23 protein-coding genes are annotated in these 22,883 nt (G+C 62.4%); 6 read left to right on the top strand and 17 right to left on the bottom strand.

What is annotated here, in order from left to right; genetic code table 11:
* Positions 1-14: 14 nt before the first annotated feature.
* A complete protein-coding gene (locus tag AX760_RS21305) occupies positions 15-476 on the top strand; it encodes a cyclic nucleotide-binding domain-containing protein (RefSeq protein WP_071835020.1) in 462 nt (153 codons plus the stop codon).
* A 23-nt stretch (positions 477-499) separates the two neighbouring features.
* On the opposite strand, the gene AX760_RS21300 is transcribed toward AX760_RS21305, so the two are convergent.
* Positions 500-2,260 (bottom strand): metallophosphoesterase family protein, encoded by a 1,761-nt coding sequence (locus tag AX760_RS21300; RefSeq protein WP_071835019.1) that lies wholly within the window; start codon positions 2,258-2,260, stop codon positions 500-502.
* A 247-nt stretch (positions 2,261-2,507) separates the two neighbouring features.
* Between AX760_RS21300 and AX760_RS21295 the strand changes: the two genes are divergently transcribed.
* Entirely contained in the window at positions 2,508-3,338 is an 831-nt protein-coding gene (locus tag AX760_RS21295; protein WP_071835018.1) for an MBL fold metallo-hydrolase, read from the top strand.
* A 5-nt stretch (positions 3,339-3,343) separates the two neighbouring features.
* Here AX760_RS21295 and AX760_RS21290 read toward each other — a convergent pair whose 3' ends face one another.
* The 13 genes from AX760_RS21290 to AX760_RS21230 form a co-directional block, all read right to left on the bottom strand.
* Positions 3,344-4,099, bottom strand: a complete 756-nt coding sequence (locus tag AX760_RS21290) for a polysaccharide deacetylase family protein (RefSeq protein WP_071835017.1) — start codon at positions 4,097-4,099, stop codon at positions 3,344-3,346.
* Entirely contained in the window at positions 4,096-5,190 is a 1,095-nt protein-coding gene (locus AX760_RS21285) for a glycosyltransferase family 4 protein (RefSeq protein ID WP_071835016.1), read from the bottom strand. Before AX760_RS21285 ends, AX760_RS21290 begins: the two co-directional genes overlap by 4 nt.
* A 113-nt stretch (positions 5,191-5,303) precedes the next feature.
* On the bottom strand, positions 5,304-6,629 hold the full coding sequence (locus AX760_RS21280) for a glutamine synthetase family protein (RefSeq protein WP_071835015.1): 1,326 nt from the start codon (positions 6,627-6,629) through the stop codon (positions 5,304-5,306).
* Complete coding sequence (locus tag AX760_RS21275) at positions 6,626-8,005, bottom strand: aspartate aminotransferase family protein (protein WP_071835074.1); 1,380 nt, start codon at positions 8,003-8,005, stop codon at positions 6,626-6,628. The genes AX760_RS21280 and AX760_RS21275 overlap by 4 nt, the downstream gene beginning before the upstream one ends.
* Before the next feature lie 225 nt (positions 8,006-8,230).
* Positions 8,231-9,118, bottom strand: coding sequence for an intradiol ring-cleavage dioxygenase (locus AX760_RS21270; protein WP_071835014.1), 888 nt, complete (start codon positions 9,116-9,118; stop codon positions 8,231-8,233).
* Positions 9,105-10,883 (bottom strand): FAD-dependent oxidoreductase, encoded by a 1,779-nt coding sequence (locus tag AX760_RS21265; protein ID WP_071835013.1) that lies wholly within the window; start codon positions 10,881-10,883, stop codon positions 9,105-9,107. The genes AX760_RS21270 and AX760_RS21265 overlap by 14 nt, the downstream gene beginning before the upstream one ends.
* On the bottom strand, positions 10,876-11,961 hold the full coding sequence (locus AX760_RS21260; RefSeq protein ID WP_071835012.1) for a branched-chain amino acid ABC transporter permease: 1,086 nt from the start codon (positions 11,959-11,961) through the stop codon (positions 10,876-10,878). The genes AX760_RS21265 and AX760_RS21260 overlap by 8 nt, the downstream gene beginning before the upstream one ends.
* Positions 11,962-11,970: 9 nt before the next feature.
* Positions 11,971-12,834: a branched-chain amino acid ABC transporter permease gene (locus AX760_RS21255; RefSeq protein ID WP_071835011.1), complete on the bottom strand. Its 864-nt coding sequence runs from the start codon at positions 12,832-12,834 to the stop codon at positions 11,971-11,973.
* Positions 12,821-13,552, bottom strand: coding sequence for an ABC transporter ATP-binding protein (locus AX760_RS21250; RefSeq protein WP_071835010.1), 732 nt, complete (start codon positions 13,550-13,552; stop codon positions 12,821-12,823). The genes AX760_RS21255 and AX760_RS21250 overlap by 14 nt, the downstream gene beginning before the upstream one ends.
* Positions 13,552-14,271 carry an ABC transporter ATP-binding protein gene (locus AX760_RS21245; RefSeq protein ID WP_071835009.1) on the bottom strand — a complete coding sequence of 240 codons (720 nt, stop codon included), beginning with the start codon at positions 14,269-14,271 and terminating at the stop codon, positions 13,552-13,554. Before AX760_RS21245 ends, AX760_RS21250 begins: the two co-directional genes overlap by 1 nt.
* A 52-nt stretch (positions 14,272-14,323) precedes the next feature.
* Positions 14,324-15,604 (bottom strand): ABC transporter substrate-binding protein, encoded by a 1,281-nt coding sequence (locus AX760_RS21240; protein WP_071835008.1) that lies wholly within the window; start codon positions 15,602-15,604, stop codon positions 14,324-14,326.
* A gap of 54 nt (positions 15,605-15,658) precedes the next feature.
* Complete coding sequence (locus AX760_RS21235; protein ID WP_071835007.1) at positions 15,659-16,729, bottom strand: maleylacetate reductase; 1,071 nt, start codon at positions 16,727-16,729, stop codon at positions 15,659-15,661.
* Positions 16,726-17,652 (bottom strand): dioxygenase family protein, encoded by a 927-nt coding sequence (locus tag AX760_RS21230; protein ID WP_071835006.1) that lies wholly within the window; start codon positions 17,650-17,652, stop codon positions 16,726-16,728. The genes AX760_RS21235 and AX760_RS21230 overlap by 4 nt, the downstream gene beginning before the upstream one ends.
* A gap of 95 nt (positions 17,653-17,747) precedes the next feature.
* Here AX760_RS21230 and AX760_RS21225 point away from each other — a divergent pair, with 95 nt between their 5' ends.
* A complete protein-coding gene (locus AX760_RS21225; protein WP_071835005.1) occupies positions 17,748-18,698 on the top strand; it encodes a LysR family transcriptional regulator in 951 nt (316 codons plus the stop codon).
* 18 nt (positions 18,699-18,716) lie between these two features.
* On the opposite strand, the gene recX is transcribed toward AX760_RS21225, so the two are convergent.
* Together recX and AX760_RS21215 are read right to left on the bottom strand one after the other, a co-directional pair.
* On the bottom strand, positions 18,717-19,295 hold the full coding sequence (recX, locus tag AX760_RS21220; RefSeq protein WP_071835004.1) for a recombination regulator RecX: 579 nt from the start codon (positions 19,293-19,295) through the stop codon (positions 18,717-18,719).
* A 491-nt stretch (positions 19,296-19,786) separates the two neighbouring features.
* Positions 19,787-19,933 (bottom strand): DUF1127 domain-containing protein, encoded by a 147-nt coding sequence (locus tag AX760_RS21215; RefSeq protein ID WP_071835003.1) that lies wholly within the window; start codon positions 19,931-19,933, stop codon positions 19,787-19,789.
* 283 nt (positions 19,934-20,216) lie between these two features.
* Here AX760_RS21215 and AX760_RS21210 point away from each other — a divergent pair, with 283 nt between their 5' ends.
* Positions 20,217-20,423 carry a hypothetical protein gene (locus AX760_RS21210; RefSeq protein ID WP_071835002.1) on the top strand — a complete coding sequence of 69 codons (207 nt, stop codon included), beginning with the start codon at positions 20,217-20,219 and terminating at the stop codon, positions 20,421-20,423.
* Between the two features lie 91 nt (positions 20,424-20,514).
* Positions 20,515-20,781 (top strand): hypothetical protein, encoded by a 267-nt coding sequence (locus tag AX760_RS21205; RefSeq protein ID WP_071835001.1) that lies wholly within the window; start codon positions 20,515-20,517, stop codon positions 20,779-20,781.
* A gap of 77 nt (positions 20,782-20,858) precedes the next feature.
* Here AX760_RS21205 and aptA read toward each other — a convergent pair whose 3' ends face one another.
* Positions 20,859-22,193: an omega-aminotransferase AptA gene (aptA, locus tag AX760_RS21200; protein ID WP_071835073.1), complete on the bottom strand. Its 1,335-nt coding sequence runs from the start codon at positions 22,191-22,193 to the stop codon at positions 20,859-20,861.
* Between the two features lie 141 nt (positions 22,194-22,334).
* Here aptA and AX760_RS21195 point away from each other — a divergent pair, with 141 nt between their 5' ends.
* On the top strand, positions 22,335-22,883 hold the full coding sequence (locus AX760_RS21195; protein WP_071835000.1) for a cupin domain-containing protein: 549 nt from the start codon (positions 22,335-22,337) through the stop codon (positions 22,881-22,883).

Here is a 22,883-nt window from a genome sequence, read left to right as displayed (position 1 = left end):
GGTACAGGCACGACATGCTTCTCAAGGATGAAGTTCAAATGCTGCGGCGGATTCCGCTGTTTTCCGGGGTCGAGCCGGCAAAGCTGAAATTGCTCGCCTTTACATCGGACCGGGTGGGATACCGGGCCGGGGAAGTCCTGTTCCACCAGGGCGATTCCGGCGACGCTGCCTATGTCGTGCTGACGGGCCGTGCAGAGATCCTCGTCGATTCCCCGACGGGCCAGTACAAGATTGCCGAAGTCGAGAACAATGCGATCGTCGGCGAGATCGCCATTCTCTGCGATGTCGCGCGCACGGCAACGGTCCGCGCCGTCACCGCGGTCGAAGCCCTTCGCATCCGCAAGGAGCATTTCATAAAACTGCTGACGGACTTTCCCGAAATTACCATCGAAGTCATGCGCGTGCTTGCCGACCGCCTCAGCCACACGACCAGCGAACTGACCGCAGCCCGCAGCCGAGCACGGCAGGCAGAGTAGCTATCTCCACCGCTGACCTCGCCTCAGTCGATCTCGCAACTTGCGAGATCGATCCGGAAATTGCGCGACGGCAGGCCGGACACGAACTTGCCATACATACGAAACAAGAGAGCAAACCGGGCCTGCACGGCGCTGTCCCCCTCCCACGATCCCTCGCGGAGAAGGTCCGCCACGACAGCATATTGGGCCAGATGATCGGCCTCGATCCAGTCGAGCGCCAGTTCGCTCGCCATGCGCAGGCGGTACCAATCAGCAAGGAAGGTCATCATCGACACCGCCCGCATTGCATCGAGCGCTGCGCTGTCACCCTTGAGCCGTTGCAAGAGGCGGTTTTGTGCCTGCGGGCGGGCGCGAAGCTTCTCCAGCGCTGACACGGCTTCGCGCACCGGCACGGGCTGGCGCTCGATCGCCAGAAACGCAACGTCGGCCAGGGTCAGGACCTGCAGCAGAGAGACAATGTCCCTCGGCCACTCCCGTTTCAGGAAGCGACGGCCGACCAGATGGCCGAGATGCGCATATAAAAACGTGCCGTAATCCTGCGCTTCGAGCATGGTTCCGGTCTTGAGACCGGATCGCACCACCTCGGCCTGATAGAGTGCCTGGAGTGCCGGGTCGATCGGCATTGTCCCGATCCCGACAGTCTCGACATGCAGATGCCCGGGCTCGACCGTCAAGATCTTGTAGCCGCAGGGAAAGGCGACGAGCGAGGGCACGGCAATATTGAGCAGCGCGCCGCCATCCCGCCGGACCCGCGCTGTGTCGTTGACATGCAGGTGGCCGCTGAAATGAATGCCGATGCCGGCATCGATCAATGCCGTTGCAACGTCGGGGGCCGGGATGCGGTCCGAAAAACTGGTCCGGCCCATCAGCGAAAGCTCGTCGGCAAGCGTTTCATTGAGCGGATCGATGGCAGGATAGTGAGAAAACGCCAGCAGGCATTTGCCGAGGCGGCCAGCCCGGTCAGCGACATCCCGCATCCAGTCGAAAAGGAACGGCTTGTGCCGCAGCATCGCATTCCATCCAGCCCCGGTGCTGTCGGCAAGGTCGCCGCTTGTGCCCACTGGAACGCCGGAGACCGGTTCGAACACATTGGCGTCGATCATCAGCAACCACACACCCGGAAACGGTTCGGTCAGATAGGACGCATCGACCAGCCGGCGGACGACGGTTCCGTCCTGAGACCGCACCTCGTAGCGTCGCCCCTCCAGATCGTCGCCCACGCCGAAGGGCGTCTCCCAGTGGAGATCGCCCGGCCGGCGAAAAAACCCGACATCCGGGAGCGCAGCAAGGCCGGCAGGATAGCCTTCGCAGAACATCTTCGGGGTGACATTGACCATCTGCGCATGCACATCGCTGGCCTGCGGATCGCTCGTCACCAGGCGATAGCTGCCGCTTTCGGTCAGGAACCGTTTCGACCGATGCCGGCCCTGCTCGCCAAAGATATCATGGTTGCCGACGGTGGCGTAAAATCGCATTCCGAAACGGCTGGCATAGTCATCGAGCACGCGCTTGACGCCAGCCACGGTCGCAACCTGCCCATCATCGGAATAGTCACCCAGCAGCACGACGTGGCGGATATCGCGGGCGGCAATATCGTCGAGCGTGAAGCACAGCGCCGCGTGGCTTTCGTTGAACACCCGCGTCGAGCGCGCCGTGTCCGCCAGCATCCGCACGGCCATCGATCGTTCGCTATTCGGAATGCCCGGAAAGTCGTAGTCGCCGTAGAGGTCGTGAAAATGCGCATCCGCGACGACGGCGATCCGGGGACGTTTCGAGGGCAGCATTCTTTTTGCGTTTCCGTAAGCGAATTGACAACAGTTCTGGTGTTGTGTCCTTCTGAACCACAGATCGCAAGAAAAAGCGAATTCGACACTCGCCTAAGTCTGGCAGTTTGGCTAACATGGCAAAAATGAGGCGGCACCAGAGGCCGGACGAACGCAAACAAACAAGCTAAATCCCTGAAAGTAAGGGATATCTTGACCAACCGGTAAAAAATCGCCTGGATCAGGCTGGTCAGAGGCAAGCAAGAGAGTGAACAGGAACGTGTTTCGGGTGCGGTTTTGGGGAGTGCGTGGCAGCCTGCCGGTATCAGGCGCCGCCTTCCAGAAATATGGAGGCAATACGATCTGTGTCGAGATGCGCTGCGGTGATCACCGTCTGCTTTTCGATGCGGGATCAGGCCTCATGCCAGCCGGCCAGGTTTTGAAGGCCGAAGGCGTTTCCGACTTCAACGTGTTTTTCACGCATTGCCATTACGACCACATCATCGGTCTTCCCTATTTTCCGGCACTTTTTGATCCGCATGCCTCCGTGGCGCTGTGGTCGGGCCATTTGGCGGGCCGCATGAGCACACGCCAGATGATCGGCGAGTTCATGCGACCGCCCTGGTTTCCGGTCGAGCCGGACATCTGCAGGGCCCGGATCGGCTGCGTCGACTTCCAGTCCGGCGACACGCTGACACCCTATCCGGATGTGGCGATCCGCACCGGCAGTCTCAACCATCCGGGCGGCGCCATCGGCTACAGGGTCGAATGGGGTGGCCAGGCGGCGGCCATGATCACCGACACCGAACACACGGCCGGCATTCTCGATCCAGCCGTGCTCGACCTGATCCAGGATGCCGATCTCTTCATCTATGACTGCACCTATACCGACGATGAAATGCCGCGTTATGTCGGTTACGGCCACTCCACCTGGCAGCACGCGATCCGGCTCGCCAAGGCGGCCGGCGTCAAGCGCATCGCCTTCATCCATCATTCGCCACTTCGCACCGATGCAGAGCTCGACGCGATCGGCGAGGCCGCAGCGCGCGAATTCCCACGTGCCTTTGCCGCCCGCGATGGCCAGGTAATCGATCTCTAGACGCCTCACGCATTCACAAGACATTCCCTCACGGATGCCCAGTTGCACGCCGGGTGGCCGGCAGTAACGGTAAAAAGCCCGTAGAGAAAAGCCCACACGGTCTCGTCATGAACGAGGTGATGCGTCAAGACGCCGACCGTTCCGCCATCCACGAAGATCCGTTGCAATCGCGCCGCTGTCTCCTCGACCAAAACAGCAGGATCACGACCACCGCGCGTGCCGTGCCAGTCCATGACATCGACATGCGTGTTCAGCATCCGGATCGGCCCCGGTTTTTCCGCGCCGTAGACCGAAAGCGCCGTAAAGCCGATATCACCCAGCAATGGCAGGAGGCCGGCATCGATCCGGTTCCACGGCGGCACCAGCAGCGGCACGAAACCCGTGCCGAAAAGTGCGGAGAGACGTCCAAAGCCGACGCCCAGTTCGGCCAGCACGGTTTCCAACGGCCTTGCCGGACCGCCAAGCTCCTGCTTCTTTTTTCCCTCCGGCGCGTGGTTCACATGCGCCCATCCGTGCACGGCAACCGTGGCATGAGAAACGGGCCTGAGACGATCGGCAAGCGCTGCGCCGGTTCCGGCCGGGATGACGGCAAGCGTTACCGGCGCCGAATGGCGGCCTGTCACCGCGAGCAACCGGTCAAGCGCTGCCGTGGGTTCGATGGCGTCGTCATCCCGCAGCCAGAAGGTGGCCGTTTTTCCGGCATCGTGCCAGCGATCGAGCTCGCGGACCAGCGGCGCCCAGATCGTCGCATCAGTCGTCATCGGCCCGTCTCCAGATGGTGGCGCAGAATTCGATCGAGTTGGACGGATGCAGTCGCAAGGTCACGCTCCTCGCCAACAAACCGTCGGGCTTCTTGCGCCATGGCCTGCCGCTCGCTTTCGTCGACCAGCAGTCGGCGGATAGCGCCGGCATAGGCCCCGACATCGCCGGCCGGTGTCAGAAGACCGGTCCGTGCGTGCATCACGACCTCCGGCACGCCGGCAATATGCTGGGCGACCACCGGAAGACCTGCGGCCTGCGCCTCAAGATAGGCAAGCCCGTAAGCCTCGCCGCAGCCGGGCCAGACGTAGAGGGCAGCGCGCGACAAGAGCGCGGCAACGGCAGCCGTCGCCTGCTCGCCATGCCACTCGATCCGATCCTTCGGCATGCCGGCAAACAGCGTCTCGATTTCGGGTCGGCACACGCCGTCACCGATGACGGAAAGCCGCCAGTCGAGGTCGGGCAGGAGATAAAGGGCCGCCGCAAGCATCCGGTAGCTGTCCATCTTGTCGCCGGGGCGCATCATCGCGATGGTGACAAGACGGCCGGGCTCCGGATTCGGTGTGCGGAGACGAAATTCCGACGTCTCGATGAAGGGTGCCAGCATCGCCGTGCGCGCCTGGGGCAGCGCCTCCAGCAACCCAACGCGATCTCGATGGGTAAAGCAGATATTGACCGCCGCCTGGCGGACGGCATCGGCGACTATCTGTTGTGCCGCAGCCCAGGGGCCGGTGTTGCGCCGCGACGAATGCGAGGCCTCGGCGGTCACATAGGGTATGCCGAACCGGCGCGCCAGTTCGGGCCCGAGCAGGTCGGGCGCCTTGTAATAGGGATGGTAGCAGAACCAGACATCCGGTTTGCCGCGCTCCAGCCAGTGCTGTGCAATGCGTGCCCGTTCCGCCTCGGCCGCTTTTTCCATCGCGGCGGCAGAGTCCAGAGACGGTGACTTGCTGAACGTCCGCAATTCCGTGACCACCTCGACCGCGTGACCCGCCTGGCGCAGCGCCGCAATGACGAGACGCGCCATCAGCCTGTCGCCGGAGGGAACGGGATGATGCGGAGACTTCAGCGGCGAATGAAACGCGATCTTCATGGAAGCGCCGTTTTAGGAGGGCACGCCGCTCCCTGTCAATCTTTGGCTATCTGAATCAAAGCCCCGTCTTTTCACGAGGCCTTCAAGGGAGAGACCTGTCGATCTCTGACCGGCTAGAGGTAGAAGTCATACTCGACTGCGCTCGGTGCATGAAACAAAGCCTCGAATTCGCCCATGCGGTTGTCCCGGAAGAGCTGCAGGAACCGTTGCGGAATATACTCCTTCAGCACCGCGCTGCCGGTCATGCGGTCGAGTGCGGCAATCAGGTTGCGCGGCAGGTCGCTGCCATCGCCCTCGGAAACGCCCTCGATCGGCGGCGTCGGCTGCCATTTGCCCTTGATACCGGCATGCATGCCGGCAAGGATGGCGGCGACAACCAGATGCGGACTGGCATCGGCGCCGGCAACCCGGTGTTCGATGCGCCGCGCCTTGTCGGAGCCGGTCGGCACGCGGAAGGCTACCGACCGGTTGTTGTAGCCCCAGCTCGTATCCATCGGCACGAACATCTTTGGCTTCAAGCGTCGGAAACTCGAGAAGTTCGGTGCGTAGAAGGCCATAGTTTCGGCCAGCGTCCGCTGCAGACCGGCAACGGCCGGTTCCAGGAGCGCGTCTTCGCCGGACATGCGGTTCTTGCCGTCCTTGTCGACCAGGCTGACATGCACATGCATGCCGCTGCCGGGCTGCTCGACGAAGGGCTTTGCCATGAACGTGGCATCGTCGCCCCGCGCCCGCGCCACGCCCCGCACGATGCGCCGCAGCAAGACCGCCTGATCGGCCGCCAGCACGGGATCGGGACCATGCTCGAGATTGATCTCGAACTGCGCAATGCCATATTCGGAAATCGCCGTACCCACAGGAACGCCCTGTGCCTCGGACGCGGCGGCAATGTCGGCGATGAAATCGGCATAGTCCTCGACCAGCGAGAGACTGAAATTTTCTTCCGTGCGTGGCGGCGCGCCGGTGCGTGCCAGATTGGCCGGAGCCACGCCGCCATCCGGGTTGCGCTTTGCCGCGGTCAGGTAGAATTCGAGTTCGCAGGCAACAACCGGGTAGAGCCCGTCGGCATTCAGCCGATCGACGACGTCCTGCAGGATCTTGCGCGGATCGTACCAGAAGCGCTCGCCGGTTGCCGCATGGCGAAGATCGAGCAGGCATTGCTGCGTCGGAACCTTGGCCCAGGGAACGGGCACCAGGTCGCCGATCACCCGGGCGCTGGCATCCGGATCGCCATCATAACCCCCAATGCCCTCGGGCGTCGGATTGACGCCGCGCGCATCAAACAGAAGCGCGCAGGCCGACATGTTGAGACCGTCGCGCAAAAGCCGCTCCCGGTCGCGCGCCGGTTCCCGCTTGCCGTAAAGCTGGCCGGAAATGCCGATGGCAAAGGCGTCGATATAGCCCTGTCCCGCAGAGCCTGGGCCCGAACCATTCAGTGTCATGCGAGACCCCGCTCTTTCAGTTCAAGCGCGGTACGATCGAGCACGTCACGGGCTGTTTTCACGATGAAATCGACTTCGTCATGGCTGACGATGAAGGGCGGCGCAAGCAGCATCGTGTCGCGCGTTGCGCGCATGATCAGGCCGCTTGCAAATGAGATGTCCCGGCAGATCATTCCGGCGGAACCGACCTTGGCGAAGGGCGCACGCCGCGCCTTGTCCGGGGAAAGCTCCAGCGCACCGATGAGGCCCACCATGCGCGCCTCACCGACCAGCGGATGATCGCCAAGTTCGGCCCAGCGCGTCTGCAGATAGGGGCCGATATCGTCGCGGATACGCTCGATCAGTTTCTCGTTCTGGATGATGCGGATATTGGCAATCGCGGCGGCACACCCGGCCGGATGCGCCGAATTCGTGTAACCATGGTTGAAATCGTCGCCGATGCTGTCGAGCACGTCGGCCACCTTGTCGGAGACCAGCACGCCGCCGATCGGCTGGTAGCCGGAAGAGACCGCCTTGGCAAAGGCGATGAGATCCGGTTCGAAGCCGAAGGTCTGGCAGCCGAACCAGTTGCCGGTGCGGCCAAACCCGCAGATGACCTCGTCGGCGATCAACAGGATGCCATACTGGTTGCAGATCCGCTGGATTTCCGGCCAGTAGCTCTTCGGTGGAATGATGACGCCGCCGGCACCCTGCACCGGTTCACCGATGAAGGCCGCAACCTTGTCGACGCCGATCTCCAGGATCGCCGTTTCCAGCTGCCGTGCAACGCGAATGCCGAACGCTTCGGGATCCTCGTCGCCGCCTTCACCATACCAGTAGGGCTGGTCGATATGATGAATGCCTGATATCGGCAGGCCGCCCTGCGCGTGCATGTATTTCATCCCGCCAAGGCTTGCGCCGCCAATGGTCGAGCCGTGATAGCCATTCCAGCGGCCAATGATCACCTGGCGCTCGGGCGCGCCCTTCGTCGCCCAATAGGTGCGCACCATGCGGATGATCGTGTCGTTCGCCTCGGAACCGGAGCTTGTATAGAAGACCCGGTTAAACTGCGGCGGCGAAATCTCGGCCAGCAGTTCGGACAACTCGATCGCCGGCATGTGCGAGGTCTTGAAGAAGGTGTTGTAATAGGCCAGCTGGTGCAGCTGCTTGGTGATCGCGTCGATGATCTCCTTGCGATCATAGCCGACGGCGACGTTCCACAGACCCGACATGCCATCGAGGATCCGGTTGCCCTCGATGTCGTAGATATAGACGCCCTCAGCCCTGTCGATGATGCGCGTGCCGATCTGGGCGAGTTCATGATTGTCGGAGAAGGGATGGAAATGATGCCGGGCATCGGTCTGCTGCAGGAGGCTGAGCGCCGGGACTTGAGACATTTTCGCGTTCTGGGCCATTACGTCTGCCTTTGCCTCTCGGGATGGATCACGAAACAGGGCACGAAATGCCTATGGGGCCGCGATTTCGCGCGCCCCACTGTCGAATCTGCCTGACAGGTACACTAGCCCCAGCCGGATATTTTTAGCCAGTGCTTGTTGCGGTAAAGTTTTGCCGCAAACCTGCCTGTGGCATCAAAATCGCAGAGGATAGCCGGAGAAGGATCGTCAGGCTTCCCCCGTCCGGGCAAGCACGAAATCATGGTCGACATCCCAGAAATCGCCGTCGAACCCATAAAGCGCTGACCGATCCGGTGCCTGTGTCCAGCGAAACTCTGTCAGCAGGCTTTCCTTCACGCCGAAGACGGCATCGGAGTTGATATAGGGATCGTCCGGGTCGAAGATATGCGTCACCAGCGCCTCGAAGCCTTCTGCCTTGATGATGTAGTGCAGATGCGCCGGGCGATAGGGGTGACGACCGAGTTGCCCCAGCATCTTTCCGACAGGACCATCATCCGGGATCGGATAATATTTCGGCTTCACCGCCCGGAACCAGTAGCGCCCATCGGCACCGGTGCGGAACACGCCGCGCAGGTTGAAATCCGGCTGGATGCCCTGTTGCTGGACGTCATAGAACCCCTCGTCATTGGCTTGCCAGACGTCGATGACAGCATCCGCGATCGGATGCCCCTTCGTATCGAGAATCCGCCCCTGGATGAACATGTCCTCGCCCTTGGCGTCGAGGCATATGTTGGCGCCCATCTCCAGTTCGGGTGCACCATCGACATGGAAGGGGCCAAGCACCGTGCTCTCCGACGCACCGGACGGCTTGCGGTTGTTGATCGCATCGACCAGCATCGACACACCCAGAACATCCGACAACAGGATGAACTCCTGGCGCCATTCATTGCACATCTGGCCGGTGCGCGTCAGAAACAGGATCGCCTGCATCCATTCGTCCTGTGTCGGTTCGATCTCCTTGACCGCCTCATGCAGCTTGCGGGTGACGACCTCCATGACCTGCTTCAGCCGCGCGTCGCTGGCACCGCTGTTGCGCCCGGTGACGACCTCGACGGAGTTTTCCTCGGTGAAGAAACCCTTTTCATGCGCGTTCATCCTCCTGTCCTCCCTTTCCCAATATCGCGGTCAGCGCCCGGCGCAGCTCTGCGGACGGATCGGCTACCATATTGTCCCGGCGCCACGCCACGTGATGATCGGGCCGGACCAGCAGCACGCCGCTATCGTCGATCTCGCGGATATTCGCCCAGTCGCCGGTAAAATCCTGCCATGGTTGGCGCGGACCGATCATGTGGACGGCGATTTCGATGCCGAAAGCCTTGCCGAGGCTTCTCGCAGCCTCCACCCAGCCCTGCCCGCCAATGCCGGTCAGCACGGTGAATTTGCCATGACCCGCGAGATCGAGCGTCGACACCTTCTCGCCCGTGGCGGAAAATACCCAGGCATGCGGCAAACGGGCACCGGGCCAGCTCGTTTGCTGGCAATGCAGTTCCGGATCCTTGGTGAAGGCCGGCTCAGGCTGACCATCGGCAAGAACGGCATCGGACCGATAGCGCTGGTTCATCTCGACGCCATGGCAATCGAACTCGTAGACCTTGTCGGCGATCGCCTTGCGGATCGCAGCACGCTGCACCTCGGCGGCCGTCGTATCGTTGCAGCGGGCATCCATGTTCTGCTGCATCTTCACGGGATCGATGGAATCGAGCAGGCCGAGCGCCTTGAAGATCGGGCCGAACTCCTCGATCGACTTGTTGGCGCGGGTGACGATCTGCTTGGCGATCGGCGCGCGTTCGGCCTGGTAGCTATCGAGCAGTGTCGGCCCGGCGGTGCCCTTCAGCACATAGGCAAGTTTCCAGGCGAGGTTGAAGGCATCCTGGATCGAGGTGTTCGAGCCAAGTCCGTTGGACGGCGGATGCCGGTGGATCGCGTCGCCCATGCAGAAGACGCGCCCGTTCGAGACGGTGGTGGCGTACATGTTGTTGACCGTCCAGGTCGAGACCGACTTGATGGTCATCTCAAGATCGGGGACGCCGACGAGATCGCGTACCACCTTCTTTGCATGCGCCTCATCGACCGATGGTGCCGGCTGGTTGATGTCGTATCCCCAGACGATGAGCCATTCGTTCCAGGGCCGGACCATGCGCACCAGCCCCATGCCGATGCCGCCGACATCGGCGCCCGGTTGCAGCACCCAGTAAAGCACCGACGGACGATGCGCGACGTAGCGCGACAGGTCGGCCTGGAACAGGATGTTCATCGACCCGGCGACGCCCATCCTGCCCTCGAAGCTCAGCCCGGCATGCTCCGCCACCTTGGAATTGCCGCCATCGGCACCGACGAGGTATTTCGAGCGGACGGTAAACGCTTTGTTCGTCAGCCGGTCGAGGCAGGTGGTGGTGACGCCATCGGCATCCTGTTCATGGCTCAGATATTCGGTCGACATGCGCGCCTGGGTGCCGCGCGAACAGGCGGTGGTGAACAGCAGCGGCTCCATATAGGTCTGCGGCAGATCGTTCATGTGGCAGGGCGAGGACAGAAGATGCTCGGCGCGCGACAAGGGATGCGTGCCCCAGCTCTTCATGCGGCCGATCTCCTCGCCGTCGATCGCCGTGCAGAAGACGTTTTCGCCCATCAGGTCCTGCTCGGTCGCCCGCGTGTAGCCTTCGTCCTCTACATCGCGGCCGAGGTCGCGCAGAACCTCCATGGTGCGCTGGTTGGTGATGTGGGCGCGCGGCGTGCTGGCCAGCCAGCGGTAGCGGTTGATCACCATGTTCTCGATGCCGTAGCTCGACAGCAGCGCTGCCGTGGCCGAGCCGGCCGGTCCGGTGCCAATGATGAGGATGTCGGTGGTAATGTCAGCCATGTGGCCCTCCCTTGATGCTGTGACCGAGCGGCCCGCCCTTCAACCTGCGGCGAACCGGAAAAAGCTGGATGCCGGTGCGGTCGGAGAACAGGCCCCAGAGACCGCGCGGCGCAAAAAGCATGACGACGATGCCGATGAGACCCAGCATCAGCAGATACCAGGAGCCATAGTCGGCCAGGATGGTCTGCAGCAGAAAGAAGAGGATCACACCGAGGATCGGCCCTTCGATTGTGCCGATGCCGCCGATCACGACGATGAAGATCACATAGGCCGTCCAGTCCACGACGGAAAAGGCGGCATCCGGCGAAATCCGCGCCTTCTGCAGATAGATCAGCGCCCCGGCGACGCCGGTGATGAAGGCGGTCGTCAGGTAGACCATGGCCTTCATGCGCCGCGCATCGACACCGACGGCGCGCGCCGCCTGCTCGTTGTCGCGCACGGCCGCAAGGCCAAGCCCTTGTTTTGAGCGCAGCAGCCTGTAGATGAAGCCGATCGTGGCGATCACGAGGATCAGCGCCAGCCAGTAGGTCAGCGCATCGCTCGCCTGTGCGGCCTTCATTCCGAACAGATCGCGCATCAAATCGACACCCATCATGTCGCGGGTGGCTTCGCGCGGCAACGACGTGCCGGTACCGCCGCCCAGAGCCTTCCATTGCGCCAGAAGCAGCCGCACGACCTCTGCCACAACCCAGGTGCCGATGGCAAAATAGGGACCGTAGAGCCGGAAGGTGAAAAAGGCCGTCGGGATGGCCAGCGCCACAGAGAACAGGCCCGCAATCAGGATCGCCGGCAGCGGATCGATACCGAGCAGGCTGACGCAGCCGAACAGCGCGTAGCCGCCGAAGCCGACGAAGACCTGCTGGCCGACGGAGATCAGGCCGGCATAACCGGCCAGAAGGTTCCAGTTCTGCGCCAGCACCAGCATGGTCAGGATGAAGAACAGATCCTGGATGATGCTGCGCGAGACGATGAAGGGAGCGGCAAAAGCGATGACCAGCACAAGGATGGCCGCAATGGCAAACAGCTGCGATGCCCGCGTGCGCGTCTCGACCGTAAAGGGGGGATTTGCCAGGGTCATTTCGCGGCCTCAATCGACGGCGCGCGGGAAAAGGCCGCGCGGCTTGAACAGGAGAACGGCAAGGAAGGCGAGATGGCCAGACAGGATCTGCCATTCCGGATTGATCGCGGCCCCCACCGTCTGGGCGAGCCCGAGAATGATGCCGCCGGCAAGCGTGCCCCAGAGCGAACCGAGGCCGCCGATGATCACCGCCTCGAAGGCATAGATCAGCCGCGACGGACCGGATGTCGGATCGAAATTGGCCCGCGTTCCGAGATAGAGCGCCGCGATCGTCACCACCACCATGGCAAGTCCCGTGGCCAGCGCAAAGATGCGCTGGGGCCGGATGCCCATCAGGCCGGCGGTCACGGGATCGTCGGACGTGGCGCGGAACGCGCGCCCGACCGACGTCCGGTAGATCATCTGGTTGAGGCCGACAATCACGGCGACCGCCGAAAAGAACGTCATCAGCGGCATCACGCCGGCGGTCACAGGCCCGAGATTGACCGACGCACTTTCCAGGCTGCCGGCAACGACGCGGCGGCTGTCGGCAGAAAAGCCCTCGAGCAGGCCGTTCTGGATGACGATCGACAGGCCGAAGGTCACCAAAAGCGGCGGCAGGATATCCTTGCCGAGCGTGCGGTTGAGCAGGAAATATTGCAGACCCCAGCCGATGGCAAACATCAAGGGTGCCGCGACCAGCGCGGCGAGAAACGGGTTGAGGCCGAGCGCCGTCACCAGCACGAGGATCAGGAAGGCCGCAAGCACGATCAGGTCGCCATGGGCGAGATTGACCAGCCGCATGATGCCGAAGACAAGACTGAGCCCCGCCGCAAACAACGCATAGAGGCCACCGAGCAGGACGCCCTGAAGGATCGTATCAAGCCAGTTCATGATGCTCCGCTCCTGGATCAGCCCCGAAATAGGCGGTGTGGATGGCGTCGCGGGTCAGATCCGCAGAGCGGCCGGACAGGGTGACCCGGCCCTCCATCATGCAGTAGACGCGGTCGGCGACCTTCAGGGCCTGAGCGATGTCCTGCTCGACGATGACGATCGAGGCCCCGGTTTCGCGGATGCGCGGGAAGGCCGCGTAAATGTCACGCACGATGACGGGCGCAAGGCCAAGGCTGATCTCGTCGCAGAGCAGCAGTTCGGGATTGGACATCAGCGCCCGGCCGATCGCCACCATCTGCTGTTGCCCGCCCGAAAGCGCCGTCGACGGAGTGTTGCGCCGTTCCTTCAGGACCGGAAACAGGCCATAGACGCTGTCAAGATGCCATGGCCCGTCGGTCCTGCGGCCATAGCGGCCGACCAGCAGGTTTTCCTCCACGGTGAGCGATGGAAACAGCTTTCGCCCCTCCGGCACCATGGCGATCCCCCGGGCGACGATATCCGGCGCCTGCAAAGCCCCGATCGGTTCATCCCGATACAGGATCGAGGCTGCCTGGTTCGAGAGCACGCCGGCAATGGAGCGCATCAAAGTCGTTTTGCCGGCACCATTGGCACCGATAATGGCAATCGTCTCGCCGGCGCCCACCGTGATATCGACGCCGAACAGCGCCTGGAAATCGCCATAGGACGCCGTCAGCCCCCTGGTTTCAAGCAGCGCCATCAGACTTCGATCCCCAGGTAGATTTCACGCACATCCCGCGAGGCCATGATTTCCTCGGGCTTGCCGATACCGATGACCTTGCCGAAATGCAGGACCAGAAGACGCTCGACGACGGAATTCAAGGCATGCAGCACATGCTCGATCCAGATGACGGCGACGCCGCGCGCATGAATGGCGCGAATGGTCGCCACCAGCGACCGGCACTCGCCTTCCGTCAGCCCGCCGGCAATTTCGTCGAGCAGCAGCAGTTTCGGCTCGGTGGCCAGCGCACGGGCCAGTTCCAGCCGCTTGCGTTCCAAAAGGCTGAGGCTGCCGGCCAGAACATTCGCCTTGTCGATCAGCCCGGTGTCAACAAGGATTTCCGCGCAGCGATCCGCGACATCCGCCTCGCCACGCTCCGAGCCGAAGGCACCGGCCACCAGGAGGTTCTCGAACACGGTGAGCTTCTCGAAGGGCTGCGGGATCTGGAATGTGCGGCCCATGCCCGACAGGCACCGCGCCATCGGCGGCGTGCGTGTGACATCGCGGCCCCGGAAACGGATCGCGCCACTGTCGGTCGCGATGTTGCCGGTGATCAGGTTGAACAGCGTCGACTTGCCCGCGCCGTTTGGCCCGATGATCCCGAGCGCTTCGCCTTCGCTGACGGCAAAGCTGATCTGATCGGCGACGGTGAGCGCGCCGAACGTCTTGCAGATGCCGTCGAGTTCGAGAATTTCCAAGCCCGTCCCTCCCAGAACAGGCGGGGCCCTTCGACAGGCCCCGCGTCAAGTGTCAGGCGATCACTTCCATCTTGCCGCCGACCGGAATGTTCGGCGCCGTCTTGTTGTCGGTGATGATGAGATCGTAACCGCCGCCATCCTTCAGCCGCCACTGGCCGCCGACCAAAGGGGTCTTGGCAATGTTCTTAGCCGCAAACGGCGGCACGCCCTTGCCGTCCCAGGCAATCGGGCCGACCAGCGTATCGAGCCTTGTGGCCGCGATCGCCTCGGCGACGCCATCGCCATCGGTCGGGTCACCGGCGCGCTTCATCACGTCCACGGCCAGCTCGAACAGCGCATGGGCAAAACCGATCGGCTGCGTCCATGGCCGGCTGGTCGCCTTGGTAAAGGCATCCGCCACCTGGGCTGAGGTCTCGCCGGTCAGCGACGACTTGAAGGGATGGCTGGGTGTCCACCAGACTTCCGACGACAGGTTATGGCCGGCGGTGCCGAGCGCCTCCACCGTCTGCGGGAACAGCAGCGCCTTGCCGATCGAGGCGACCTTGGGGGCAAACCCCTGCTGCTTGGCCTGGTTCCAGAAGGTGGTGAAGTCCGGTGGGATGACGACGCCGGTGATGATCTCGCACTGGCCTGACTTGAACGCGTTGATCTGCGCCGAGAAATCATCGGTCATGTTCTGGTAGCGCCCGGGATCGGTGAGCGCATAGCCCATTTTTTCCAGCACCGGCGGGAAGCCGACAACCGGGTCGCCCCAGGCATTGCCGTCGCCATCGTTCGGGAACAGGCCCCCGACTTTCTTGTTGGTCTCGATCTGCGCCCACATATTGGTGAAGACGGCGATGACGTCTTCGAGGCCCCAGAAGAAGTGATAGGCGTAGTTGAACGGTTTCCATGAGGCCGGATCGCCGGGATTGCCCTGCTGACCGATAAACCAGGGCTGCCATGGCGCGACTGTGGAAATGCACGGCATTTCCTCCGCCTCGCAGGTGGTCGCCACCGGATTGGTGGTTTCCGGCGTCGAGGCGACGAGCATCAGGTTGACCTCGTCATCGACGATCAGTTCCTTGGCCACTTCCGCCGCCCGGTTGGGGTTGGACTGGCTGTCCTTGACGACGACCTCGTAATTGAGGCCCATCGCCCTGGTGGTCGACAGGAAGCTGTCGATGACGAACTTGTCGGCCTCGCCAAAGGCGGCGAGCGGCCCGGTCTGCGGGCTGACGTAACCGAGCTTGATGGCCACATCCTGCGCCACGGCAGGGGCGGCAAGCCCCGATGTCGCCGCCAGCGCACCGGTGGCCGCCGTGGTCTTCAGAAAATCGCGTCTCGTAAACATGTTTGCTCCTCCCATTGTCCTCTCCTCCCAGAGATTGACGTGTCTGCGTTCAGTCTATGTCGGCCGCCTGCCCTCGAATGCATCCTGCAACAGGGCGCGAATGGATGCCCGGTCGATCGGTCGTGGGTTCCAGTAGGGGTTTTCCGTGGCGATGGCGGCGGCGCGGTCAAGATCGGCTTCGCTCAGTCCCAGATCCTTCAGGGCCATCGGCGCGCCAATCCCCTTGGCGAAATCCCAGAGCCCGCCCCCGACAGAACCGTCGACCGACCCACCGAAGATCTCGGCAACAGGGGCCAGCAGCGCCGGCACGGAGACAGCATTGTAGGCCGCCGTGTGCGGCAGCATGATCGCATGCGTCTCGGCATGCGGCGTGTCGAAGGTTCCACCCAGCGTGTGGCAGATCTTGTGGTGCAGGGCCATGCCGACGGTGCCGAGCACGGTGCCGCAGAGCCAGGCGCCATAGAGCGCATCGGCGCGCAGCGCCATATCGTCCGGCGCGACCATGATCCCCGGCAGGCTGGACTGAAAGGCCCGCAGCCCTTCCACCGCCATCAGCGACGAAATCGGATTGCAGTCCCGCGCATAGAGCGCTTCGACCGCATGCGCCATGGCATTCAGACCGGAGGTGACGCTCATCGCCACCGGAAGCCCCGTCGTCAGTGCCGCATCGTAGATCACCACTTCCGGCAGGATGCTGGCATGCCTGACCGTGGTCTTGCGCCCGCCCTCGGTCTGGCCGAGGATCGGCGTGACTTCGGAGCCGGCATAGGTCGTGGGAATGACGATCTGCGGCAGGTCGGTGCGGTAAGCGATGGCCTTGCCGAGGCCCGTGGTCGACCCACCGCCAAACGACACAACGCAATCGGCCCCACTTTGGCGGACGACTTGCATGGCCGCCTCTGTCACCTCGACCGGCGTGTGCATGACGGCTCCGGCGAAGACCCCGACGCAGAGCGGGCCGAGCCGCAAGGCGAGCGCCTCCGCATCGGCCTTCTGCTGCTGCGTCGACAGGACCAGCGCCTTGCTGCAGGCGAGCGTCTCAACCCATTCGCCAGCGGAGGCGCTGCCGCCTTCACGGAAAACGATACGGGCCGGGCTGCCGGTGTAGAGAAAATCGCGGCTCATGCCTCTGATCCCTTTCTGGCCTCTGATCCCTTTCTGGCCTCTGCTCCCCTTCTGGCCTCGGCTCCTCTTCTGGCAAGAACCATGACGAAGGTGAAATCCAGCCGCCAGCACGGTCCGCCCTTTTCCTGTCTTTCGAAAGCGCACACCAGTTCCGGCTTGACGCCGAAAATTGCGTCCTCGGCCAGATGCGGATCGCTGCCATCATAGAGATGGGTCGTGATCGTCTCGAAGCCCGGCGCCTTGATGAGGAAATGCAGGTGGGCCGGGCGCCGCAGCGGATAACCGGCGCGCCCGAGCAGTCTGCCAACCGGCCCGTCATCGGGAACGCCGTAGCCGGAGGGCCTAATCGTACGATAGCGGAAACGACCATCCGCATCGCTTCGGAAAAGGCCGCGCAGGTTGAATTCCGGCTGCAGGTCAGGCTGCTGGTTCTCGTAGAACCCCTGCGCATTGGCCTGCCACGTGATGATTTCGGCACCCGCAACCGGTCCACCATCGAGGTCGACCACCCGTGCCGAGACTTCGAGCGTTTCGCCGATGCCATCCAGCGATATGTCGCTGCCCGAGGCAAGCTCTGGCACATCGGCCCGGAAAAACGGGCCGCGCACCGTATTCGGCGTGGCCGTCTTCGGGCGGCGGGAATTGATCTCCTCGACCAGAGCCGAAGCGCCGAGCAGATCCGACAGAAGCACCCATTCCTGGCGCCGCTCGTCGCTGGCATGGCCGACATCGGTCAGGAATTCAATGACCTTGCGCCAGTCGGACTGGGTCGGTCGAAATTCGCGGATGACAGCATGCAGATGCGTCACGACAGCTGCCAGTACCTGCGGCAGCGTATCATCGGTCGATTGCGGCAATCGCTGCGCGAAAATCTCGGACGAGTTGGCCTCGCTGAAAGTCAGCGCGATGGGACCCGGCGTCATGCGTCTCCTCCAGGGCATTGGCTGGTGAAGAGAAAGCTAGCCCATCCGGAAACAACCGTTGATGATTTTATTCCCGCTTAATATACCATATCGTTATGAAGATCGATGAACGCCATCTTGTCCAGCTTGCCGCCGTTGTCAAAACCGGCGGCGTCACCGAGGGCGCAGCCCTGCTCGGCCTGTCGCAGCCCGCCATGTCGCGCACGCTTTCAATGCTTGAGGCGCGCATCGGCGAGCCGCTGTTCATCAAGGGCCGGCGCCCGCTGCAGCCCACCCCGCTCGGACGGGCGCTCGCCGATCACGGCCAGACGATGCTGTCTGCATCGCGCAAGGCCTCAGACGTGGTCGAGAGTTTTCGCGTCGGCAAGAGCGGCGTCGTGCGCGTCGGCGGCACGCCCTTTTTCATGGATGCGTTGATTGCCGGCATGATTGCCGAGTTCCAGAACCTCTATCCGGACGTCCGCATCGACCAGACCTACGGCTATTTTCCGGACCTGCGCGCCGCCCTGCACGCGGACCAGATCGATCTGGCCATTTGCCCGATCGACATTCTCGACGAGGGATCCGGTCTCGAGTTCCAGCAGATCCTGCCCGGCCGCAACGTTGTCGCCTGCCGCATGACGCATCCGCTGCTACTGAAGCGGCGGCCGCAGCCGGGGCACCTGCTTGATTTTCCCTGGGTTTCGCCGCCGCCCGGCAGCCCGCTTCTGGCCGATCTGCGCAGCATGCTGCTCTCCTTCGGCGCAACGGAAATCAAGATCCGCTACTCCGGGGGATCGCTGTTGAGCGTCGTGAACTACATGAAAGCTGCCGACGCGCTGACCATCATGCCGCACAGCGTGGTCTTTGCCCTGCGCAATGAAAAGTCGATCACGGCACTTCCAGTGAACATTCCCCACCCCGATCGGGCGCTCGGCCTGCTGAAGCGCGCCGACGCCCCGCGCACGCCCGCCATCGACCACTTCGCCCGGCATGTCCGCAGCAGCTTTGAAACGCTGAAGCACCTCATCAAGCGGCACGAACAGGCTGTCGTCTGGGGAAGCTGACGGCGGTGAGCGGCCAAATCAGAGCGCCATGCCGGACAGGATGATCTCTTCGGCTTCCTCCCTGTCCATTCCGAAAACCGTCTTTCCGATATCGAAGGCAAAGCCGTTGCGGGCGAAGGCGGACAGTTCCTTGATTTTCCGCTTTTCATCGAGTTCGCCGCGCCGGAACGGACCAAAGCCCCGCTTGCGGGCAAAGACGGCGGCAGCGACGAGATCGTTGCTTTCCTCGAGTGCTGCCTGTGCGGTCTCCCGGGCAATGCCCTTGACGGACAGTTTCTGCGCGATTGCCTTTTTCGATTTGCCGCTGCGGACGCCCGACCGCGTGCGGACCTGCGCATAGGTCGTGTCGTTCAATCCACCGATCTCATAGGCAAAGGCCACAGCGGCCGCAGCAAGGGCCTGCACCTGCGCATCGTTGATATCGTCAAACTTCGTGCGTGCCTTTCGAACAATGGCCTCGAACAGTTCCCGCTCGGTCATCATACGCCGACCGAGACGATAGAGTGTCGAATTGCGCGACCAAGACAGCATGCGCTTCGTCGGCACGTCGGAAGGTATCGCTGGATCCGCAGTGTTTGCATCCTCATCCGGAAACATCAGCGGATCTCTCGTTCCGGCATTCTGGGATTCTCCGTTGTGTCTGCGCGGTGATGCGTGTGCCGATGATCCTACGGCATAAGTCTTGAATTCGCATCCGATTTGAGGGGGCGGGGCTGCTCCGGCCTGCTCTCGTCCCGCAATCCGCAGCGTCAAACGAAAAAAGCCTGCCGCGGGAGGAGGTGCGGCAGGCTTTCAATATCGAAGCAGCGACTAGGAGGAGGAGCGCCGCTGCTTGTGCAAGCAGCCCTGGGAGGAGGAGTGGGCTGCAAGCTCTGTCGAAGTTCAGCGGGAGGAGGTGCATCCCTTCGATAAGTATGACTATATTCGATTCTTGCTTATTTCATAGGCATCTCTTTGCAGGGCAGGCGTGCAAAATCCGCATAGCTGAAACGGCATTTTAGCGTCCCGCAACGGCACCTGAACAGCGAAACGCCCGCTGGATGAAAGCGGGCGTCGAAGACATTCAACATGTGTTGGCAGACTTGAAATCAGCCAGCGATCGATGAGCGGGCGACCGAGCGGATGTCGGCGCGGTCGATGCCGAGGTCACGCAGTTCGCGGGTCGACATGCGGTCAAGTTCGTTGACGGTCTGACGGAACTTGCGCCAGTTGTTGAAGGAGCGTGCTACGTTCATGGTGATCCCCTTTCGTGAGGTTCTGTTGACGCCAGCAACCGCACTTGGCTCTGTCGTCGTTTGATGTCTGCAATATAAGCCGATACCCTCCCCTCGAACAGCGCCAAGACCTCAAGGCACCTATGCGCGAAATGCACAGGTTCGGAAAATATCGCCCGTTGACGAGACGCGCACGCATAGGCCGCCGCAGTCAGAAGCCTTGGCCACGCGGTAAAATCGCCTATATGTCGCGACCTTACACAGACCACGGAAGCACACCGTGAAAACGAACGAGGAATTGAACATGGAAACCGTTGCCATCGAGAGCCGCAATGATTTTGCCCTCTGGACCATCCAGCGCGCCCAGGAGATCGTCACATCGCAGGGCGCGGCCTTTGCCATGGCGGCCCGCGACATGAACGACGAAGCCCTGGCGCAGACTGCGGCAGCCCTCGGGACCGCCATCAGCGACGCCATGCTGGAAGTGTTCGACGGTCTGATCGACGATTGAACGACTGTCGCGATGCTGCGGCTTGAATGGGGGGCCATGGAACCCCACATCGGCTGTAACGTTACTTTCTTTTATGAAGGGAAGGTTTGACATGGCATCGCTCAGCGACAATGTAATCGTTCAGGACCCGCGCCACGCCCTGACGCGCACGCAGCAGGACGCGCTCAAGGCGATCGCCTTCTTTCGTCGCCAGCGGAAAACCGGCGGACGATGGCTGGTCGGCGACAAGCGGATTTCACAGAAAATCGTCTCCGATCTCGAAAAGCTCGATCTGGTCGATGAAGGCCGGGTGCGCAGTGAGAGCGTGCTTGTGCTGACGACAGCCGGAAATCTGGCAGTCGATCGCCTTGGTCACTGAACCTCGATCCGGATTCAGGACCGCAAACAGGTCGCCGCACCATCAGCGGCGGCCCTCAGACGATCCCTTGCTGTAGTTCAGGCCGCGCGTTGCAGCGCATCACCCAGCATCGAGACGATCTCGCCGATCTGCGCGGGCTCGATGATCAGCGGCGGCGAGAGCGCGATGATGTCGCCGGTGACGCGGATCAAAAGGCCTTTTTCGAAACAATCGACGAACACATCATAGGCCCTTTTTCCGATCGCGCCGTCGCGCGAGGCAAGCTCGATGCCGGCAATCAGACCGATGGTGCGGATGTCGATGACATTGGGCAAGCCCTTCAGCGCGTGGATGGCGTCTGCCCAGTCAGCCTCGAGCGCGGCTGCCCGGGTCAGGAGACCTTCATCGCGATAGATATCGAGGGTCGCGATGCCGGCAGCGCAGGCGGCCGGGTGTCCGGAATAGGTATAGCCGTGAAACAACTCGATCTGTCCGTCCGGCCCGTGCATCAAGGCATCATGGACCATGCGGCTGCAAAACACCGCTCCCATCGGGATCGCGCCATTGGTGAGGCCCTTTGCGGTGGTGATGATGTCGGGGGTAACGCCAAAATGATCGGTGGCAAAGGACGAACCAAGTCGGCCAAAGCCGGTGATGACCTCGTCGAAGATTAGCAAGATGCCGTGTTTGCTGCAGATTGCCCGCAGCCGTTCGAGATAGCCCTTTGGCGGAACGAGCACGCCTGTCGAACCGGCGACCGGCTCGACGATACAGGCGGCGATGGTCTCGGCACCATGCAGGGCCACCATGCGTTCGAGATCGTCAGCAAGCTCGGCACCATGCTCCGGCTGACCCTTCACATAGGCGTTGCGCGACAAATCATGGGTGTGGCGCAGGTGATCGGCGGGGATCTGCGGGAAGACGCGGCGATTGTTGACGAGACCGCCGACAGAAATGCCGCCGAAGCCGACGCCGTGATAGCCCCGTTCGCGGCCGATCAGGCGGCTGCGGGTTCCCTGCCCGATCGAGCGCTGATAGGCAATGGCGATCTTCAGAGCGGTATCGACCGATTCCGAACCGGAGCCGGTGAAGAAGATACGATCGAGCCTTGCGTCAGCGCCGCCCGGCGCAATTTCGGCGAGACGCTCGGCAAATTCAAAGGCAATCGGATGGCCCATCTGGAAAGAGGGCGCGAAGTCGAGGTCGAGAAGCTGGCGTTCGACAGCAGACGCGATCTGGCGGCGCCCGTGGCCGGCATTGACGCACCAGAGACCGGCGGTACCGTCCAGCACCCTGCGTCCTTCGGTCGTGGTGTAATGCATGCCACTGGCACTCGCCATCATGCGCGGGGCCGCCTTGAACTGGCGGTTGGCGGTGAACGGCATCCAATAGCTGTCCAGGCTCGGGGCGTTCGGTTTCGAATGGGCGTCCATCGACATCTCCTTTTGATGCGCCATAGCCGCCATGATTTGAAGAAGCGAACAAGTCCTTTTCTGTTTCTCGCCAAGCCGTTGAATTTATGCCTATGACATGCGTATGTTTGCGATATTTCGAACAACAGAAACGGATCGAGCATGTCGGTCGATATCGGAAACCGTCTTCGTCACCTGCGCCTGCTGCACAACCTGTCGCAGCGCCAGCTCGCCAAGCGCACGGGCGTCACCAATTCGACCATCTCGCTGATCGAATCGAACGCCTCCAACCCTTCCGTCGGCGCACTGAAGCGCATTCTCGACGGCATCCCGATCGGCCTTGCGGAATTCTTCGCCTTTAAACCGGAAAAACCGCGCAAGGCTTTTTACGCCGCGGAAGACCTGACCGAGATTGGCAAGGGGGCGATTTCCTACCGCCAGGTCGGCGACAATCTGTTCGGCCGCAGCCTGCAGATCCTCAAGGAATGTTACCAGCCCGGCGCCGACACCGGCAAGGTTCCGCTGGTGCATGAGGGCGAGGAAGGCGGCGTGGTGCTGTCCGGGCGACTGGAAGTCACCGTCGACGACGAGCGCCGCATTCTCGGGCCAGGCGATGCCTATTATTTCGAAAGCCGCCGGCCGCATCGCTTTCGCTGCGTTGGCCCGGTTCCCTGCGAAGTCATCAGCGCCTGCACGCCTCCGACCTTCTGA

This window comes from Pararhizobium antarcticum (genome assembly GCF_001885585.1).
Classification (GTDB): Bacteria; Pseudomonadota; Alphaproteobacteria; order Rhizobiales; family Rhizobiaceae; genus Pararhizobium; species Pararhizobium antarcticum.
This window is presented reverse-complemented; position numbering and strand designations above follow the sequence as displayed.